Below are 16027 nucleotides of genomic sequence, written 5' to 3' on the forward strand. Positions count from 1 at the left end.
CTATGGCTTTCCCAAAAACCGCCTGCTGGGGCTGGGAAAGTCTTGAGATGGCGGATTGCAAATACCCCAGCCACCAATACTGTGCAATTTTGCACAGTTTGGTTGACCAGGAAGGAAACAAAGATGAATAAGAAGTGGCTTGTGGTTATTTTTATTATTTTAGTCCTGGATGTGACTGCAGGGTTTTTGGTAAAAAGAACCTTTTTGTATGTTAATTCACAGACTATAAGCGAAAAAATAAAGGACAGATGCCTTTTTTTAAGTGGTGGCAGTTTTAAGGATTGCGATATCAAAAAGGTTTCGTTGGAAGAGATTATTAAAGATTCTGATGTTATTGTAAGTGGCAGGGCACTGGGTGATAGAATTTATGTAAAAAGTGCAGTTCTGACAGCTTTTAATGTTGAGAGAGCTTACAAAGGGCGAGTAACAGGTTCAAAGGTTTACATATTTGAGCCAAGCTATTTTAACCTGGGTAAATATAATAATTTTTTTGCATACTATGGCTATAATCTTATGAAACCGGGTCATCGATATGTTCTTTTTTTAAAAAAATGGAAATATACAACTTTTGTTGGATATAATCCGTATTATAGAGGCAAGGAGATTTATATTTTTGCTCATAATTGTGCTATTGATAAATTTGAAATAAATGGCTCATATATTACAAAAATAATCAATCCTGAAAATAATATCAGATACGGTCAGGTTAAAGATTTTGAAGTTTTTGTTTATAACAAAGGCGAGCTGGATGAATACTATCGGCTAAAAAAGAAAGTGTTGAACTGGATCTCTAAAAGTTAGGCTCAAATAATTGATAAAGGCACAAAAATATCTTAAATTTATAGGTTTTTATGGGTTTTGGGATATATAAATATTTTTCTCATGGAACTGTTGTTGGGTGGAAAGCCTAAGGCAAATAAATTTATTTGGAAAGGAATGTAATAAATAATGATTAAAATAAATAATTAAAATAAATAATGGTGCATGGTTTTTCACCGCATTTGTGATACTGATTGTTATAGTGTGGAAATATATCAAGGATAGAAAACTAAACGAAGATTTAATAGAATATTATATACCGGTGTTTCTACTCTTTTTAATTTTGGGGATATTAGATTTGTTTAACATAAAATAAACATGCTTTTAATATTATTGCAGTATGTATGTTTGTTTTGTATGTAATGTGTTTAATTGCAATGTTATTACACAAATTCAAAAGGCAAGGTTAAAAAGCAACATTAGAAATAAGATTGAAAAATAAAGACAAAAGAGGTTTATAAATTCAAAAATTTTGAAGAGCCCCCTTTTATTTTGCCTGCAGATCTCCCTCAATCAGTATAGACAGAATCTGGTCAATTTCAGCAAATGCCAGAGCAATGCATGAATCTGCTGCACCATAGTAAAGATAGATTGTATTGTCTTCAACAATTGCACCGCAGGTGAACACAACATTGTTCACATCACCGATTCTCTCATGTATGCTTTCTGATATAAACTTTCATCGTGTAAAATATCCTCACAAATAAATTAGTCTGTACACTTGAAATTTTCAATGTTTTTAAGTTGTTGCATTTAATTTTACAACAAATTGTCAAAACTCTATAATTACTTTTAAGCAAAGTAAATTAACTTTTTTATTGTAAACTTAAGAAAATCAAAGAAATTTTAAGTTATTTAAAGAAAAATATATTTTAAACTCAAAATTTAGCTGAAATAAGCTAAAAAAAAACGGGTTTGACAGAGTGAAAATGTATAAGATAAAATTTGTATAGAAATTCCAAGAAGAAAATTACAGAGAAATTATTTTAAGTATTTAATAACAACAAAGTAAAATGAAATATGAAAAATATCAAAATATTTAGTAAGTTGAAATAATAGTATGCAATATTATCTATCTATTTGTCTGATATGGTAAAAACCTCTATTGTGCGCAAAGAGGTTTGAATATTAAGATGCTATTAAATTAAGAGGGATTAAAATGAGCAAATACAGACATTTTGCCAATAACAAGGTATTTGTGTTTAGAGTTTTTGTTTGTTTATTAGTTTTTACTTGCTTATTAAGTAACGTTTGTTTTGCTGCACCAGAAGAAGTTTCGTTATCAGTGTATTTTAACGAAACAAATGTTCAGAAAGGTATTGTGATTCCTTTAGTTTCATGGTCTAAATCATTAACAATTCCAAATGGTGGCGGTACTCTAACCTCTAACGTGTGGAGATCAACTTTTGCGGAAGGTCCCGGGAATACTTTGAACTGGGATTATCAGGTATCTGCGGTTTATGAAGGTAATAAAAAAGTTCTTATGATAAAAACAGAATGGTGGTGTACAGCCTCATTGAGAAACAGTGCCTCAATTTCAATGTCAATAACAGTGAATGATAAGTCATGGATTGAAAGCTTTTCTGCTGGGGCTTCATCATCATGGCAAACTGTATCAACAAGAAAATTTTCCTGGACAAATGATAATGGAGCAAAAATTTCGTGGTATCGTTCAAATTTTTCAATAGGTCCGAAAATAGATTACCGGGATGACTCTGTGTGTACGTATAATACTGCTTATGTTAAAGTGCAGGGGTATTCACAAACTTTTATGATTACAGCAAGTATTTAAAAAGTATATTCACTTTCAATGAAGTTTGTAAATTGTTATCAAGGGCTGGTGCTTTTTTATCGTGCACTGGCCCCTTTCATAATTATCAAAAGATATAGCTTAGTTAGGAGGTATATCATTTGAAATTTAAAAATTTAAAAATAGTTACATTAGTATTTATTTTTGTAATGCTGAATGGTTGTTCTTTTTATCGCACGGATTATGTAAAATCTAAAGGCGGTAATATTGAATCCTTTGGGAGAGAAACTATATTGCCACAATATACACCACCCAGAAATTGTAAGGTTTTGTTTAAACATTGGAACCAGAGGTTTGTGGTTTATGATTTAAATATTAAAAAAGAGATAAAAGAATTGACGGGTGGGAATTATTTTGGTTATTCATTTAATGTTAAAAGTGATTATTACACAGTAGGTGATAGTTATACAAATGGATTTTCAATTGTTGAATGTGACGGTGAAAAAATTAAAGAAATTTACAGATTAAAAGATCAAAGGTGGCAAGCTATATTTCCGTTGGCAACAGATGGTAAAAATACCTTTTTTATAGTTGGTTATTATAAACCTGCACCGGGTCATAAAATAAATGAGAGATATAGAATTATTTCTAAATGGGACTATAAAAACAGGAGATTAATAGAGTATCAATATACTAAAGGGGCAATTTGTCATGGTGCTATTATAGGGAGGTTTTTGTATTATACTTCTTACGATTTTGGAAAAGAACAGTATAAAATTTACAGGTTAGATATTACTGGTGTAAAAAATAAGCCACAGTTAATAGGAAAGTTTGAGAGACTGTTAGGATTATATAATATTAATAATAAGTTGTATATATGGAATGATAAGGAATTCTTTTGTTTTTCAAAACCTACAGAAAAGATTTATTTTAAGCAAGCATTTGATGTTATTTACACTGGGAATAACAATATTTTAGTATTTTACACCGATTCATTTGCAAGAATTGCGGCAGATTTAATTGATGTCAAATCAAGAATTGTTAAAAAAACATTTACAAATGTTGTAGCTGTAAATTTTGAAGAAGATCAAGTAGTCGTATATGGAGATGGATATATAGAAAAGTTTTAGAAAAGCGTAGGAGGATAAAGTTACAAATGATACAATTAATTAATGTATTTAAGAGATACGGTGAAAAAACAATATTGGACAATGTATGTTACACTTTTGAAAAAGGATCTGTATACATAATTAATGGGAAAAATGGTAGCGGAAAATCAACCCTTCTGAATATTATTGCAGGCTATATTAAACCAGATTCAGGTACAATCATAATAGATGATGAACAAAGTATAGGTTATGTATATCAAGAAGATCTTTTGTTAACAAATTTAACTGTTGAAGAGAATTTTTACTTAAAATACTTAGCATCAAAGAATATAAATTTAAATTGGTACAAATGTCAGAAGGAAGAGATTTTTAGAATTTTGAATTTACAAAAATTAAAAGATAAAAAAGTATCTTTTCTATCTGGTGGTGAAAAGAAACGCTTGCAGTTTGCACAGCTTTTGCTCTCTCAACCACATGTTTTTTTACTTGATGAGATATTTTCAGCTTTAGACGAAGAAAGTGAGAATGCTGTTATAAGAATACTTGAAAAAATTAGTAAAGACAAAATTATAATAATTGTGAGTCATAAAGAATTAAACTTTAAAATTGAAACAATAAGTTTGAAACTTGAAGAAGGGAGATTAATACTCAATGATAAAAGAAGTTTATAAACTAATTAATAGAAAAACCTCGCTGTATTTAAGGATTTCCATTGTAATATTTATATTTTCTATATTTCTTCTTGTAACCATTATTTTAGAAGGTACTGATCAATATTTTAAATTTAGCGAGCAATTTTTGGAGAATAAAAATACTCATGTTATACAAGTTACTTTAAAAAAATACGACAATAAATTTAGAGGGTTAGTATTAGCAGATGAAAAAGAAATAAAGGAACTACTTAGAAATAACTTAAAAAACATTAAATTCGATATTATTAAACATTATCAGATACCGTTTGGAACAGTAGACGAAACTGGTTATGTTTATTTTATTAATGGATTGTCTGAAAATGGAAAAGTTTTGCTTGGTTTAGATGATGATTTTCAAAAAAATGGGATTGGTTATACTTTGCATACTTCAAAGGAGGGGATAAAAACTTTAAACATTCCTGTAATAACTGTTAATAATGGGAATATGCATAGTTCAAATATTTTTAAAGTATCCTTGTTTGTAAGAAGAATTGATGCTAAGAAATGTTTTTTGAAAATATTTGATCCTACTCCGCAACAAGCTACAGATTTATATGTGAATGAGCAAACGTTCAGAAATATTCAAAAAAAGATGTTTAATATATCAGATTATAGTTCTAAGACCTTAGGTGATGATAGTAAATTTCAGGGAGTAAGTAATATCTATATTTATGTGTATGATATTACAAAGGTAGAAAAGGTTGCGTCTATATTAGAAAGATATGGATATCAAACAAGATACATTTTAAAAGCCTTCGATAATTTTGGTTCAACGTTTAGTAGTATCATTTTCTCTAATTTTATAACAGTGTTTATTGTTTTTATATTTTCTATTTTTAATCTACTGTTTGCTTTTTACTTGTTTTTACGTCTGCAACAGAAAGACATGGGTATTTTATTTCATTATGGTTTTTCTACAAGGGAAATATATGATATTTATTCCTACAGTATTAATCGTATTTTTATTAAGGTAATGTTATTAACATTTGTCTACATAGGAGTTGCTGGTATTATTTTCTTGAGCAAAAATAGATTGGTTACATTATTACTGATAGAGTTAATATTTACATTGTTGTTATTTAGCATCAATATCTTTGTAAGAAGAATTATTTTATGCAATTTTGTTAAAAAGTCGCCTATTGAATTAATAAATGCAGGAAAGGCGTTTAAGTAAAACTTTTCTCAGAAACTTTATTATATAGAATTTCAAAATTCTTTATAAAGTTTTTATTCTACAAAATAAAACAAAGTTATTAACAAGTAAAAAAATTAATCAAACATAAGCTTTATATAAAAAAATACAGAAGAGAAAATTAAGAGTTTAGTTATTCGAAATAAATAAAATAAAATTAAAAAATAAAAACGAAAGGAGCTTTTCACAAAAATTTTGAAGAGCCCCCTTTTATTTTGCCTGCAAATCCCCCTCAATCAGTATAGACAGAATCTGGTCAATTTCAGCAAATGCCAGAGCGATGCATGAATCTGCTGCACCATAGTAAAGATAGATTGTATTGTCCTCAACAATTGCACCGCAGGTGAACACCACATTGTTCACATCGCCGATTCTCTCATAAACCTCTTGGGGTGATAGGAGCCACTCAGGACATCTTTTTTTGACCTTTGCCGGGTTTTCTAAGTCCAAAAGTGCTGCGCCAAGCCTGTAGATTGGTCCCGATGGCATCATCTTAACACCGTGGTAGATTATAAGCCAGCCTTCGGGTGTTTTTATTGGCACAGCCCCGGCTCCAACCTTAAACCCATCCCACCAGGGACCACCTTTTTCAACAAGCACAACCTCATGATTTCCCCAGTGAAGAAGGTCTGATGAGTATGCAATCCAGATGTGTTCAATGTCACCTGCAACAGGACGGTGCAGCATTGCATACCTTCCATTTATCTTTTCAGGAAACAGGACAGCATCTTTGTTATTCGGAGGATAGATTAACCCCAATTTTTCAACTTTCTTGAAATTTTTGGTTCGTGCAAGGGCAACAGCAGGACCATAACGGGAGTACGCAGTGTATGTGATGTAATAATAATCATCCTCGGGAATGTATGTTATTCTGGGGTCTTCACAGCCAAACTCTTCGTAGATAAATACTGTTGGCTGGGGGTATATCAGGGGCGATTTTTCAATCTTCCAGTTGGTTTTTCCATCGGCGCTTTTTGCAACGGTAAGGTGTGATTTTCCCTGCCTGTCTTCAACCCTCAAAAGAAGCAGGTACTCATTTTTGTATTTGATAGCGCCTGCATTGAAAACTGCATTTGCTGAATATGGTATATCATATACAGTGATTATTGGATTTCCACTGTAACGTGTAAATATATCCTTTTTTGCAAAGACTTTCTTCATGTCAAATCCCCCCACAATCTATTTCTCTATACATTGAAATATACCACATTTTCTGTTGAATCATTACAGAAAAATTATTAAAATATTTTTAAAAAACTGTCAAGGACAAAAACAATCCAAATTTAGCGGGGTGATTTGGTAAGGATGAAATCATATAGAAAGGAACTCTGGTTTGAGATTCCGGCAAGGCGCGGATTTGTTAATATAACAGATACGCTTCAAAAATGTGTTGATGAGAGTGGAATCAAAGAAGGACTGCTTTTATGCAATGCTATGCACATAACTGCAAGTGTATTCATAAATGATGATGAGGAAGGACTTCTTCGCGACTTTGAAATGTGGCTTGAAAAGCTTGCTCCTGAAAAACCATACTCTCAGTATCACCACAATGTTGGTGAGGACAATGCTGATGCTCACCTGAAAAGGACAATCATGGGAAGAGAAGTTGTTGTTGCAATCACAAACGGCAGGCTTGATTTGGGTCCGTGGGAGCAAATCTTCTACGGTGAGTTTGATGGCAAAAGAAAGAAAAGAGTGCTTGTGAAGATTATTGGGGAATGAGCTTTAAGAAGTTGCATAAATAATTTTATTGACAATGCCAGTTTGTTTTGTTAATATAATTGAGGCAAATTTGAAAATTGAATAACAAAAATGTGATAAGGTTATCCTTATCAAGAGAGGTGGAGGGAAAAAGGCCCGATGAAACCCGGCAACCGGCAGAGCTTTTTTTGAAGCTTTGCAATGGTGCCAACTCCGTCAGAAAGCTTAAAAAGTTTATAGACTTTAAGCTTTCTGAGAGATGAGGATAAAACTTTTGTAAAAGAAAGTTTTGCCTCTTCTTTTCAGAAGGGGCTTTAAATTTTATATGTGAGATTTTTATTACATGAGTTTCTATTTTATCTAAAAGGAGGTAAAAGAACAAATGAGAAAGCTATTTACATCAGAGTCTGTAACAGAAGGTCATCCGGACAAGATTTGTGACCAGATTTCAGACGCTGTTTTAGATGCTATTTTGGAAAAAGACCCTTATGCAAGAGTTGCATGTGAGGTTGCAGTAACAACAGGGCTTGTTTTGGTTATGGGTGAGATAACAACAAAATGTTATGTGGACATCCCAAAGATAGCCCGTGATACAATTAGAGAAATAGGTTATACACGCGCAAAGTACGGCTTTGACGCCGACACATGTGCGGTGATAACATCAATTGATGAGCAGTCACCTGATATTGCAATGGGTGTTGACAGGGCACTTGAAGCAAAGCTTGGTGAGATGACAGATGATGAAATAGAGGCAATTGGTGCAGGCGACCAGGGGATGATGTTTGGGTTTGCGTGTGATGAAACTCCAGTTTTGATGCCAATGCCAATATACCTTGCTCACAAGCTTGCAAGAAGGCTTGCATATGTTAGAAAAGAGGGGATTTTGACATATCTGCGCCCCGATGGAAAAACTCAGGTCACAGTTGAGTACGAGGATGACAGACCTGTAAGGGTTGATACAATTGTTGTTTCGACTCAGCACAGCCCTGAAGTTACACATTCTCAAATAGAGGCAGATGTGATTGAGCATGTTATAAAACCTGTTATTCCTGAAGGGATGCTTGATAAAAATACAAAGATATTTGTAAACCCAACAGGAAGGTTTGTAATTGGTGGACCTCAGGGTGATTCCGGTCTTACCGGAAGAAAGATTATCGTTGACACATACGGTGGGTATGCACGCCACGGTGGTGGTGCATTTTCAGGTAAAGATCCAACAAAGGTTGACAGGTCGGCAACATATGCGGCAAGATATGTTGCAAAAAATATTGTTGTTGCAGGGCTTGCTAAAAAGTGTGAGGTACAAATTTCATATGCAATAGGTGTTGCAAGACCTCTTTCAATCAGAGTGGATACATTTGGAACAGGCAGGATTGATGATGAAAAGATTGCAGAGATTGTAAAGAGGGTATTTGACTTAAGACCTGCTGCAATAATCAGGGACCTTGACTTGAGAAGACCTATTTACAAAAAGGTTGCTGCATACGGTCACTTTGGCAGAGAAGATTTGGACCTGCCATGGGAGAGAACTGACAAGGTGGATATAATTCTAAAAGAAGCTCAAAATATATAAGAGGAGAGAATGCATTGTTCTAACTTTTTATGAGCTTTAATAATGTTTAATAGAGCTTCTTTTAAAAAGATTGTCAGATTATTATGAACAGGAAGACTGAAGATGCAAGTCTTTCTCAATATGTGTGGATAGGTGTAAAATCTCTGTTTTTGATTTGTTTTTTAATTCTTGTGATATCTGTATTTGTAATGTATTTTTCAGTACAGGATAAAATTGCACAGTATCTTGCAATATTTTCAATGTTTGTGGGAATAGCCCTGTGTGGATATGAAGCTGCTGAAGTTAGCACCACCAGAAAAAAAGTAGCTGCATTTGTAGCTTCACTTGTTATTTCGCTTGTTTTGATTGTGGTATCCATTGTGTTAAAAAAGAGTATCAACATTTCAAAGTATCAGCTGTATTTAATAATCTTTGGTCCGGTTCTGGGTTTTGTTATGGGTGCTCTGAACATGGGGAGGACCAGAAAAACACCAGCCAAAAGAAGATAAAAAAGAGTTGCTATTTGTATCCCCTTTTGCTTTTATTGGCTGCAAAAGGGGATTTATTTTTGCCTTTTTATAGAGATTTGGTGTATAATTAACTCAAGGAAGAAATTAAACTTTTTGGGGGAAGGCTTTATGAGGGAAAAAATAGCATATCTTATAAGCAGCATTTTTACAGTACCTATGGTTGCACTGATTGTCTTTACCATTATGTGGTTTGATAATAAAGCTGCAAATTACAACGGTAATTTCAATTATTATCTCAGTTCAATTCTTTTTTTCACAATAATACCCATCATGGCATATATTGTTGCGAGAACTATTCCAAAATTTAAAAGCGGTGGAAGGGAAAAAGAGCGAAAACTTGCTTTTATCTTCGGGATAGCTGGATATATTCTGGGTAATCTGAGCCTGCTTGTTATGAAAAGACCTACAAAAGCTATGGTGGGATTGTATTTATCTTACCTCATATCAAGTTTTATCCTGGCTTTTATTAACAGGGTACTGAAATTTAAGGCAAGCGGTCATGCCTGTGGCATAACCGGTCCGGTTCTTGCAGTAAATTTTATTGCTGGGATAAAGATGTGGTTTTTGTTTTTGCTCATTCCTCTTGTCATGTGGTCAAGGCTTGTGCTGAAAAGGCATGATTTTAAACAGCTTATAGTGGGGGCTGCAACCTCTTTTGTTGTGACTCTGGTGATAATGATGTGTATTTATTAGGCTTGAGGGGGCATTTTAAAGGCATGATATTCCAGAAAAAGCGATGGGTATTAAAAGAGTGTGCAGACACTGATAACTTTGATATAGTAATAAACGGTAAAAAAATAAAACCACAGATAATACAGGTTTTAAAAAACAGGGGAATTACTCAAAAAGAGGATATTGAAAAATTTTTAGAGCCGGCAGTAAAGAACCTCTACAGTCCATTTTTGCTCAATGATATGAAAGAGGCAGTAAGAATTATCAGGAGTGCCATTTTAAGCAAAAAAAGAGTGCTTATTTACGGAGATTACGATTGCGATGGTGTTACAAGCACATATCTTCTTTACTCAAATTTGAGCAGGTTTTTGCCAGCAGGTTACTACATTCCCAATAGATTTAAAGATGGATACGGTTTAAATCTTGATATTCTAAAAAGACTGGAAAACACGTTTGACTTATTAATCACAGTTGATACAGGAATAAGCGCGATAGGTGAGATTGAATATTTAAAACAAAAAGGCAAAATGGTGATTGTCACAGACCATCATGAGCCAAAAGACAGGCTACCAGCTGCTGATGCCATTGTAAATCCCAAAAGACATGACAGTACATATCCTTTTAGAGATTTGGCGGGAGTAGGGGTTGCGTTCAAGCTCCTTCACGCTTTGAAGCTTTCCGGGCTGGAGATTAAGCTTTCTGAATACCTTGACATTGTGGCAATTGGCACAATAGCGGATGTCATGCCACTTGTTGACGAGAACAGGATTTTTGCTAAGTATGGTTTAAAACTTTTAAAGTATACAAAAAATATAGGGCTTAAAAAACTTATAGAAGTAGCCGGGCTTTCTTCAAAGGAGGAGCTAAAACCTTTTGATGTTTCGTTTATTATAGGACCAAGACTCAATGCAGCTGGAAGAATCTCGGATGCCAATTTGGCTATGTCGCTTCTTTTAAGTGATTCTTTAGCAGAAGCTGAAAAGATTGCAAGAAGATTGGATGAGGAGAACAGAAAGCGTCAGGAGATAGAAGAAAAGACCATCAAAGAGGCTCAGAAGATAATTACACTGAACAAGGATATTCTCAGGAAAAAGATTTTTGTGCTCAGCTCCCAGAGCTGGCACCCCGGAGTTGTTGGGATTGCATCATCAAAGATAACAGAGAAATACCACAGACCATCGCTTTTGTTTACGTTTACTGATGAAGGAATCTTGAAGGGCTCCGGTAGGTCAATAAAAGGGTTTAATCTTTTTGAGGCGCTTAAAAATTGTTCGGACATTCTTCTGAGGTTTGGTGGACATGAGCATGCAGCCGGTCTTTCGCTTGTGAGCGACAACTTTGAAAAGCTTGATGAGATTTTAAACAGCATTGCTCAGGATTACCATTTTATGATTTTCAAACCGGCTGTTGAGATTGACCTTGTTTTGAATTTGAATGAAATTGATGATGATTTGATTGACCAGATTTATCTTTTGGAGCCGTTTGGTGTGGGGAATCCTGAGCCAACCTTTCTTATAAAGAATATTCTGGTTGAGAATTTCAGGTTTATGGGTGAGGATAATAAGTATTACAAATTCTTCACAGGCAATGGAACAAAATATGATGTTGTATGTTTTTCGCGCTCAGAAGATGAAGATGAGCTTGTCACAATGAAAAAGGTTGATATTGTTTGCAAGCTTGAAAAGAATATTTTCAATTCTACAAGGCGGAATCAGTTTAATCTTATTGATATATGTGAAAATGTAAGTTTTGGAGTTATAAAAGACCTGTACAATAACTTGAGAGCTATAAGAAGAAGGGGTTGCAGTTTTGAGAAGTTCGAAACAGAGGTTTGCAATCTTTCTGATCTTGTTGATAAAAAGTGTATTTTTACCGCTTTTTATCCTCATATCGTCCTTGATTTTTTGAAATTTTTAAAAGGTGAAGATGTGCAGAATGATGTTTTTAGGTTTTTGAATGAACAGGGGCGGATTGTGCAGCATCAAAGCTCATTGAAAGAGGTGTATTTTGACGATATATTTGCACCGAGGATTGATAAGATAGAAGCTATAAAACAGGATTTTGATGTTATTGTTGCACTTGATATTCCTTCATATCAGCTTGTGAAAAATCTATATCAGGATGCAAAGGTTTTGCTGTTTGACATGGACCAGAAATTTAAGGATTTTGATCTGCAAATAAACAGAGAAGTGGTAGATATCTATAAGACACTTAGAAATTGTGAGTTTATTTCATATAATTTTTCGGGTATAAATGAATTAGACCCTTTCAGGAAGGTTGTAAAACTTTTGTTTATACTTTCAATGTTTGAAGAAAAAAATCTTATCAGTTTGGAATTAACACATGAAGGTGTGGAAGCAAAGGAATTTTATGAGCTGACTGAGAAGGTCAACCTGAAGCAGACATCAATCTATAATTTTTACCAGATTATTAAAAAAGCATAAGGGGGGATTTGATGCATGTAGGTATTTATGATTTTATCTGGTTGGGAATTGCTCTTGCTTTTTTGATAGCTGACACCTTTGTGGGTTTTGTACTGTTTCCCATTTACATTTCTGCTTTCATAGTTTTTATCCTTGATCTTTTTATAAACAATGCATTTGTAGAGGTTGGATTGTTTATAGTTCTTAGCACAACTATCTTTTTGATAGCTAAACCCAGAATAAAAAGTTTTATGAGAAACATGCCAAAAATAGAGAATAAAAGCTTTGTAAGCGTGGGAAAAGAGTTTTTTGTTGAGGAAGTATCGCAGGACGGGTATTCAGGCAAAATAAAAAAGGACGGAATATTTTACAACATTTTTTGCGACAAGAAGCTGGAAAAAGGTGACAGGGTAAGGGTTGTTAAGGTGGACGGGCTGAAGATTTTTGTTGAGAAGATGGAATCTTAAATTAAAACAAAATATTGAAAATAGGAGGTGTGCTTTTTATGGGTCCACTTGGATGGGTAATTTTAATAATTGTGCTGTTTTTAATCTTCTTCTTTTCAAGCATAAAGGTTGTCAGAACAAAGTACTGCTATGTTGTGGAAAGAATAGGGCAGTTTCACAGGGTTTTGGAGCCAGGTATTCATATTATTATTCCTTTTATTGATAATGTAAGAGCAAAGGTGAACATGCAGGAGAGGATTCTTGATGTGCCACCGCAGGATGTTATCACAAAAGACAATGTCAGAATAAAGATTGACTCTGTTGTGTTTTTCGAGGTTTTTGATGCAAAGATGTGCACGTATAACATCCAGAACTACCAGGCAGCTATAATGTACTCTGTCCTGACAAACTTAAGAGATGTTGTCGGTAATATGACTTTGGATGAGATATTCTCATCAAGAGAGATAATAAACTCAAGGCTCACATCTGTTCTTGACCAGATAACAGACAACTATGGGGTTAAGGTGAAAAGAGTTGAAATAAAGGACATCATACCTCCTGCCGAGATAACACAGGCAATGGAAAAGCAGATGAAAGCAGAAAGAGATAAGCGCGCAATGATTCTTGAGGCAGAGGGTGTCAGAGAAAGTGAGATTGCAAAAGCAGAAGGTTACAAGCAGGCTATGATAAAAAGAGCAGAGGGTGAAAAGCAGCAGAAGATTTTGCAGGCAGAAGGTCAGGCCCAGGCGATTGAGATGGTAGCAAGGGCGCAGGCAAATGCAATTGCGTATGTAAACAGGGCAATTAAGGAAAGTGGAACAGATGCGGTTGTTCTTGCAATGAGGCAGATAGAGGCTGCCATTGAAATTGCCAAAAATCCTGCTAATAAGGTTTACATTCCAACAGATGCATTCAAAAACCTGGGGACGCTTATTGGTGCTTCTGAGCTTATAAGGACAAATGAAAACATAAATGTTCAGGGCAATAATGGTGAAAAATAAACCTGGTCACAAAAGGGGTGAGGATACAAAAGATGAGGAATGTTTACGACATTGCATATGAGCTTGCCAGTGCTCTAAAGGAGTCAAATGAGGTAAAAAGGTTCAAAGCTGCGAAAGAAAAGATTGAGAAAGATGAGAAGCTCAAACAGATGGTTTTGGACTTTAAAAAGAAACAGTTTGAACTTGAACAAAAACGCCTGCAGGGGCAGGAGGTTCATAACAGTTGAGAATAACAATGCAAAAAGGTATAATTTTGACTGGGTAGCATTAAAAGTTACTTTGTGTGCAAAAGGTTGGTAAGATTATGCTACCAGAAAAAGAGCCTTAATAAGAGGTGTAAAAACTTGATAACAGTTCAGGCTAAGCTGATTTTTGAAAGTTTTGAAGACAGGCAAAAGACATTGGAGCTTATGAGAAGATGGTCATCTTGCATGAGATTTGCATACAAAAGACTTTTAGAAGGCTATGATAGAAATAGCCTTAAAAAAGATTTGCAAGGGATTTTTGATTTGAACTCAAGATATGTAGATGATGCAATAATGAAAGCAAAAGCTGTTTTAGAGTCCTGCAAGCAAAGAGGAGAAGACCCGAGGAAAGTTGTTTTTGGTGGCAGAGAGCTTTTTGAAAAGCTCAAAAAACGACATATAAACGGCAAGCCTTACAGAAAACTTAAGATTGAGTGGCAGGAAAAAAGGAAAGGAAATTTATATTCAAGAGGAGACAGAAGCAAGAAAGGAAACTTGAACACGAGGATTGTGGTAAATAAAAGTGGCACATTTTTGAGGATAAATGTAGGAGATAGAAAGTATATATTTGTAAGATTGTCAGCTGGTTATAAGAAAGGCAAAGACAGAGAAGAAATTTTGCAGGAGATAGCTATTCTTGAAGTGCCTTATTCAGTAGAGTTAAAACTCAAGAATGGGAATGTATATGCTTACTTTTCAGTAGAAGAACTTTTTCCAGTAACAGAAATAACCAGAGAAAATGGTGCTATAGGTATAGATACAAATGCATATCCCAATCATATGACATGGGTAGAGGTGGATAGAAATGGACAGTTTATAAGCCATGGCAAAATTCCAATGCCAGAGCTTGAAAGTGGAAACTCTGACAAAAGAGAGTATTACAGGTGGCAGTATGCGCATGAAATTGTAGAGATAGCAAAAGAGAAAAGAAAGGCTATTGTGGTAGAAAGGCTTGATATAAAAGACAAAGGAAGAAGAGGAGATTTTTCTGGCAGAAAATCAAGACGGATAAGACACTTTTTCAGCTACAGGTCGCTTCTTTACAAAATCAGGATTTTAGCAAAACGAGAAGGGATAGAGGTTATAGAAGCAAATCCTGCGTACACATCGGTGATAGGGATGCTAAAGTTCGCACCGCAGTTTATGGTAAGCAAAGATATTGCAAGTGCATATGTGATAGCAAGAAGGGGACTTGGGCTAAAAGAGAAGATACCTGCTAACTACATGAAGTTTTTAAATAATCTTGATGTAAGTAGTTTAGAAGAGCTAAAAGAGTATGTAAGCAAAGAAGTTAAGAATATACACTTGAGAAGGAAACAGATAAAAGAAATTGAATATGTAATGCGTAAGATACAAAGCTCTGGGAGTGAGTCAGGGAGGCTATCTGCACCTCTGGATGGAACAAGTGCGGGTAGTTGTAGTGCAGGCTACAATCTCTGGCGAGTTCTCAGGGTAGCGGTGGTGACACCACTCTCCCCTGACAGGGTGTTGCGAGACATGTCTGTCCTGAAACGGATATTGGTTTCAGGGCAAGTGGGGAGACCGAAAATCGGCGCAAGTTCCTGCTTCTTGGGGCAGGGGCTATAGGAGTGCTTAAATACCGCCTGCTGGGAATGAGCACTCCGCAGATCAGGGCGGACTACAAATAGCCCAGCCGTCTAAGCTTGTGCAGTTTTGCACAGTTTAGATGACCAGGTTACAAGCTCTGATGTATACTCTTTGCAGCAGCTTTATCAGATAATAAGCTTAAATCCTGATATCGAAGAGTACCTTTCATCTGAGATGATGCTTGCAAAGATTCTATCCGATATTTCAAAGATAATTGCAGAAGCAGTGGACCTGAATGATGAGATGTTTGGAATTTTGGGTGGTCAATAAGTTAAGTGAGGGGTTAG

16 protein-coding genes, 2 pseudogenes and 1 riboswitch are annotated in these 16027 nt (G+C 34.8%); of the genes and pseudogenes, 16 read left to right on the forward strand and 2 right to left on the reverse strand.

Translation table 11 applies throughout. The annotated features are described in order from the left end of the window. The first annotated feature begins 2 nt into the window (after nucleotides 1-2). A complete protein-coding gene (locus OTK00_RS02645) occupies nucleotides 3-131 on the forward strand; it encodes a hypothetical protein (protein WP_268760824.1) in 129 nt (42 codons plus the stop codon). Further along, nucleotides 124-801: a hypothetical protein gene (locus OTK00_RS02650; protein WP_045170343.1), complete on the forward strand. Its 678-nt coding sequence runs from the start codon at nucleotides 124-126 to the stop codon at nucleotides 799-801. The genes OTK00_RS02645 and OTK00_RS02650 overlap by 8 nt, the downstream gene beginning before the upstream one ends. 505 nt (nucleotides 802-1306) lie before the next feature. Here OTK00_RS02650 and OTK00_RS02655 read toward each other — a convergent pair. Continuing rightward, entirely contained in the window at nucleotides 1307-1492 is a 186-nt protein-coding gene (locus tag OTK00_RS02655) for a glycoside hydrolase family 130 protein (protein ID WP_082054664.1), read from the reverse strand. A 486-nt stretch (nucleotides 1493-1978) separates the two neighbouring features. Between OTK00_RS02655 and OTK00_RS02660 the strand changes: the two genes are divergently transcribed. From OTK00_RS02660 to OTK00_RS02675, 4 genes are all read left to right on the forward strand, one after another. Then, complete coding sequence (locus OTK00_RS02660; RefSeq protein ID WP_052670943.1) at nucleotides 1979-2611, forward strand: hypothetical protein; 633 nt, start codon at nucleotides 1979-1981, stop codon at nucleotides 2609-2611. 119 nt (nucleotides 2612-2730) lie between these two features. After that, complete coding sequence (locus tag OTK00_RS02665; RefSeq protein ID WP_045170342.1) at nucleotides 2731-3699, forward strand: hypothetical protein; 969 nt, start codon at nucleotides 2731-2733, stop codon at nucleotides 3697-3699. Between the two features lie 26 nt (nucleotides 3700-3725). Beyond that, a complete protein-coding gene (locus tag OTK00_RS02670; RefSeq protein ID WP_045170341.1) occupies nucleotides 3726-4349 on the forward strand; it encodes an ABC transporter ATP-binding protein in 624 nt (207 codons plus the stop codon). Beyond that, complete coding sequence (locus OTK00_RS02675) at nucleotides 4330-5544, forward strand: ABC transporter permease family protein (protein ID WP_045170340.1); 1215 nt, start codon at nucleotides 4330-4332, stop codon at nucleotides 5542-5544. Before OTK00_RS02670 ends, OTK00_RS02675 begins: the two co-directional genes overlap by 20 nt. 228 nt (nucleotides 5545-5772) lie before the next feature. On the opposite strand, the gene OTK00_RS02680 is transcribed toward OTK00_RS02675, so the two are convergent. Next, nucleotides 5773-6723 (reverse strand): glycoside hydrolase family 130 protein, encoded by a 951-nt coding sequence (locus OTK00_RS02680; RefSeq protein ID WP_045170339.1) that lies wholly within the window; start codon nucleotides 6721-6723, stop codon nucleotides 5773-5775. Nucleotides 6724-6867: 144 nt separating this feature from the next. Between OTK00_RS02680 and OTK00_RS02685 the strand changes: the two genes are divergently transcribed. From OTK00_RS02685 to OTK00_RS02730, 10 genes and pseudogenes are all read left to right on the forward strand, one after another. After that, the gene (locus OTK00_RS02685; RefSeq protein WP_045170338.1) at nucleotides 6868-7284 is read left to right on the forward strand and encodes a secondary thiamine-phosphate synthase enzyme YjbQ; all 417 of its coding nucleotides are present in this window, start codon (nucleotides 6868-6870) and stop codon (nucleotides 7282-7284) included. Between the two features lie 104 nt (nucleotides 7285-7388). Further along, nucleotides 7389-7529: riboswitch (SAM riboswitch) on the forward strand. Nucleotides 7530-7645: 116 nt separating this feature from the next. Then, nucleotides 7646-8836, forward strand: coding sequence for a methionine adenosyltransferase (metK, locus tag OTK00_RS02690; protein ID WP_045170337.1), 1191 nt, complete (start codon nucleotides 7646-7648; stop codon nucleotides 8834-8836). A gap of 83 nt (nucleotides 8837-8919) precedes the next feature. Next, nucleotides 8920-9324, forward strand: coding sequence for a DUF3792 family protein (locus tag OTK00_RS02695; RefSeq protein WP_045170336.1), 405 nt, complete (start codon nucleotides 8920-8922; stop codon nucleotides 9322-9324). Nucleotides 9325-9453: 129 nt separating this feature from the next. Beyond that, nucleotides 9454-10038: a hypothetical protein gene (locus OTK00_RS02700; protein WP_045170335.1), complete on the forward strand. Its 585-nt coding sequence runs from the start codon at nucleotides 9454-9456 to the stop codon at nucleotides 10036-10038. Nucleotides 10039-10061: 23 nt separating this feature from the next. After that, a complete protein-coding gene (recJ, locus tag OTK00_RS02705; protein WP_045170334.1) occupies nucleotides 10062-12461 on the forward strand; it encodes a single-stranded-DNA-specific exonuclease RecJ in 2400 nt (799 codons plus the stop codon). 11 nt (nucleotides 12462-12472) lie between these two features. After that, entirely contained in the window at nucleotides 12473-12907 is a 435-nt protein-coding gene (locus OTK00_RS02710) for an NfeD family protein (RefSeq protein ID WP_045170333.1), read from the forward strand. Nucleotides 12908-12945: 38 nt separating this feature from the next. After that, the gene (locus OTK00_RS02715; protein WP_045170332.1) at nucleotides 12946-13887 is read left to right on the forward strand and encodes an SPFH domain-containing protein; all 942 of its coding nucleotides are present in this window, start codon (nucleotides 12946-12948) and stop codon (nucleotides 13885-13887) included. A 32-nt stretch (nucleotides 13888-13919) separates the two neighbouring features. After that, nucleotides 13920-14111 (forward strand): annotated as a pseudogene (locus OTK00_RS02720) (YlbF family regulator); the annotation flags it as partial. A 120-nt stretch (nucleotides 14112-14231) separates the two neighbouring features. Beyond that, nucleotides 14232-15719 carry an IS200/IS605 family accessory protein TnpB-related protein gene (locus OTK00_RS02725; protein WP_045170331.1) on the forward strand — a complete coding sequence of 496 codons (1488 nt, stop codon included), beginning with the start codon at nucleotides 14232-14234 and terminating at the stop codon, nucleotides 15717-15719. A 102-nt stretch (nucleotides 15720-15821) separates the two neighbouring features. Continuing rightward, nucleotides 15822-16010, forward strand: a pseudogene (locus OTK00_RS02730) (YlbF family regulator); the annotation flags it as partial. Nucleotides 16011-16027: the final 17 nt, after the last annotated feature.

Source organism: Caldicellulosiruptor morganii (assembly GCF_026810225.1).
GTDB lineage: Bacteria > Bacillota > Thermoanaerobacteria > Caldicellulosiruptorales > Caldicellulosiruptoraceae > Caldicellulosiruptor > Caldicellulosiruptor morganii.

Coding starts and splice junctions, on each gene's coding strand:
- OTK00_RS02650 (WP_045170343.1), top strand. CDS start 124: ATGAATAAGAAGTGGCTTGTGGTTATTTTTATTATTTTAGTCCTGGAT.
- OTK00_RS02695 (WP_045170336.1), top strand. CDS start 8,920: ATGAACAGGAAGACTGAAGATGCAAGTCTTTCTCAATATGTGTGGATA.
- OTK00_RS02660 (WP_052670943.1), top strand. CDS start 1,979: ATGAGCAAATACAGACATTTTGCCAATAACAAGGTATTTGTGTTTAGA.
- OTK00_RS02645 (WP_268760824.1), top strand. CDS start 3: ATGGCTTTCCCAAAAACCGCCTGCTGGGGCTGGGAAAGTCTTGAGATG.
- OTK00_RS02670 (WP_045170341.1), top strand. CDS start 3,726: ATGATACAATTAATTAATGTATTTAAGAGATACGGTGAAAAAACAATA.
- OTK00_RS02675 (WP_045170340.1), top strand. CDS start 4,330: ATGATAAAAGAAGTTTATAAACTAATTAATAGAAAAACCTCGCTGTAT.
- OTK00_RS02715 (WP_045170332.1), top strand. CDS start 12,946: ATGGGTCCACTTGGATGGGTAATTTTAATAATTGTGCTGTTTTTAATC.
- OTK00_RS02710 (WP_045170333.1), top strand. CDS start 12,473: ATGCATGTAGGTATTTATGATTTTATCTGGTTGGGAATTGCTCTTGCT.
- metK (WP_045170337.1), top strand. CDS start 7,646: ATGAGAAAGCTATTTACATCAGAGTCTGTAACAGAAGGTCATCCGGAC.
- OTK00_RS02700 (WP_045170335.1), top strand. CDS start 9,454: ATGAGGGAAAAAATAGCATATCTTATAAGCAGCATTTTTACAGTACCT.
- OTK00_RS02680 (WP_045170339.1), bottom strand. CDS start 6,723: ATGAAGAAAGTCTTTGCAAAAAAGGATATATTTACACGTTACAGTGGA.
- recJ (WP_045170334.1), top strand. CDS start 10,062: ATGATATTCCAGAAAAAGCGATGGGTATTAAAAGAGTGTGCAGACACT.
- OTK00_RS02685 (WP_045170338.1), top strand. CDS start 6,868: ATGAAATCATATAGAAAGGAACTCTGGTTTGAGATTCCGGCAAGGCGC.